This is a genomic window from Microbacterium sp. Bi128, assembly GCF_918698205.1.
This window is the reverse complement of record NZ_CAKKMM010000694.1, coordinates 1-2,640: the sequence shown is the minus strand read 5'-3', so window position 1 is coordinate 2,640 and position 2,640 is coordinate 1. Positions and strand designations below refer to the sequence as shown.

The following is a 2,640-nucleotide window of genomic DNA, read 5'->3' as shown; positions in this document are numbered from 1 at the left end:
CGGGAAAAATCACGGCTTTGTGCAATTTTTTGCCTCCGGAAGTATGGCGGCCCACCCCCTGGGCCGGCATCAGTTTATCCATCAAATTTATTGAAGGGAAGCCCTGCGTGGACGTCGAGTTCCTGGCGGCCGCCGACGCCGGCGCCGTCTTCGCCGGCCGGGACGCCGCCTTCGCCGACCGGGGCGCCGCTTCGGCTGCCGGCACCGCCCTCGCCGGCCGCGGAGCAGCCGCAACCCGGCGGGGCTACAGCTCCTTGATCATCCTGGTGTTGCCCAGCGTGTTCGGTTTAACCCGCGCCAGGTCCAGGAACTCGGCCACGCCTTCGTCGTGCGAGCGCAGGAGCTCGGAATACACCACGGGGTCGACGGCGGTCTGGTCAGCCATGACTTCAAAGCCGTGCTTCTTGAAGAACTCCACTTCGAACGTCAGGCAGAAGACCCGGGAGACTCCCAGCGCGCGGGCATCCTCCAGCAGGCGCTCCACCAGCGCGTGGCCCACGCCCTTGCCGCGCCAGACGTCCGAGGCCGCGAGCGTGCGGACCTCGGCGAGGTCCTCCCACATAACGTGCAGCGCCCCGCAGCCGATCACCTCACCGTCTTCGGATTCTGCGATCCGGAACTCCTGCAGGCTTTCGTAATAGGCCACGGTTTCCTTGGCCATGAGGATCCGCTGGTCAGCCAGCGGCGCCACGAGGGTCTTGATGGCGCCAACGTCGTCGGTGCGGGCGGGGCGGATGCGGATCGTCTCAGTGGCGGTCTCAGTCACGGTCTCAGTCACAGCCCAATCTTACGGGTGCCCCGGGCGCGGCCGGCTCCCTGCCGGCACGGGCCCCGGGCCGTCAGAGACCTAGTTCGTCGGGGACGGGAACGTCCTTGTCCAGCAGGTTCCTGGCCAGGAAGTGCTCCACGACGCCGTACCAGACCTTGGCGTGCTGCGGCTGCAGGATCCAGTGGTTCTCGTCCGGGAAATACAGGAAACGGTGGTCCGTTTCGCCGTTTCCGTCCGCCGCCAGCTGCGACTTGGCGAGCAGCTCGTACCAGAGCCGGAGTCCCTCGCCGATCGGTACGCGGTAGTCCCTGTCGCCATGGATGACCAGCATGGGAGTGCGGATGTTCTCCACGTGCAGGTGCGGGGAGTTCTCCAGCGCCATCTCTGCCGTCATCTCCTTGAGCCAGTACTGCGCGGCGTCGGTGGTGGGGCCGAACTGGTCCAGGGCCCAGAGGCTGGCGTGCGTGACGATTGCCTTGAAGCGGTCCGTCTGCCCGGCCACCCAGTTGGCCATGTACCCGCCGAACGAGCCGCCCATGGCGGCCGTGCGCGTCTGGTCGATGTCGGAGCGCTGCACGACGGCGTCGGTGATGGCCATCAGGTCGGTGAACGGAGCCTTGCCCCATTCCCCCCAGCCCCGCTGGATGTGGTCCTGACCGTAGCCGGTGGAAAGGGCAGGGTCCGGGAGCAGCACCGCGTAGCCGCGCGCCACCAGCAGCCACGGGTTCCAGCGCCACGTCCAGGCGTTCCAGGATCCCAGCGGGCCGCCATGGATCCAGAGCAGCAGCGGGGCCGGGGCCGCGGCGGACGCGCCCTCGGGCAGGGCCAGGTACGCGGGCACACGGGCGCCGTCGGCCGCCGTCGTCTCCACGCGCTCCAGCGTGCCCTTGAAGTGCGGGCGTTCCGCGGGCGCGGGCAGGCGGACGACGTCACCGGAGGCGAGGTCGATCCGCACAGGTTCGGCGGGGAATTCGTAGGAGCTGCGCAGGGCGTAGGCGCTGCGTCCGTCCGGTGCGACGACGACGTCGGTGTACGCCGCGGCGTCGGCCGTCAGGCGTAGCACCTGGGCCGCCCCGTCCGGGTCTCCGGCCACACCGATCCGGAATACCGGCGATGCGCCGTCCTCGTCGGCGGTGACCAGCAGGGCCGATCCGTCCGGCAGCCATGCGGCGGGGCGGGCCCAGCGGTCCCAGTCATGGGCGAGCGGCGTCAGGGCGCTGCCCCCTGCCGCCGGGCCAGTGACGTGGAGGAGGTGCAGCTTGACCTGCGGCGCCGCCAGCGGCGTGGTGTCGCTTTCGCTGACCACCACCAGGCTCCGGCCGTCCGGGCTGACCGGGCCCGGGAAGTAGCTCAGGCCTTCCGTGTCCAGCAGGACCGTGCGGGTGCCGGTGGCGACGTCGATGGCGACCAGCACGGAACGTGAATCGGCGTTGGCGAGGGGCTTGGCGAAGCTGCTGTAGATCGTCGTGCCGTCCGGACTGAGCACCGATTCGGCGTCCCTGAGCCGCGTTCCGGCGTCGGGCGTCAGGTTGCGCAGATTCAGCGGCGGCGCGGCGTCGACGGTGGCCGGCTTTCCGGCCTCCAACGGGTCTCCGGGTTCGACGGCGAACAGCCGCGGCTGCGCCGGGCCCAGGTCCGCGTCCCAGTAGCGGACTGGGTAGCCGCTGTGCAGGATGGCCGCGACCTTGTTGTCCTTGCGCGCTTTCCGGCGTTCCTCGTCATTGTCCTCGTCCGTGGAGCCGGCCAGGACCGAGGCCGCGACCACCACGGTGTCGGCGTCCTTGGCGGCGTGGACCCCGCCGATTCCGCCGGCCCGGGACAAGGCCACCCGGGCTTCGCCGCCGTCGGACGGCAGGATCCAGAGGGCGTTC

The 2,640-nt window shown here is 69.9% G+C and carries 2 protein-coding genes; both read right to left on the bottom strand.

Annotation, left to right across the window (positions count from 1 at the left end; genetic code table 11):
• Positions 1-244: 244 nt before the first annotated feature.
• A complete protein-coding gene (locus LQV45_RS24995) occupies positions 245-778 on the bottom strand; it encodes an amino-acid N-acetyltransferase (RefSeq protein WP_230009315.1) in 534 nt (177 codons plus the stop codon).
• Positions 779-839: 61 nt separating this feature from the next.
• On the bottom strand, positions 840-2,640 hold a 1,801-nt coding region (locus tag LQV45_RS24990; protein ID WP_230009314.1), incomplete at its 5' end, for an alpha/beta fold hydrolase.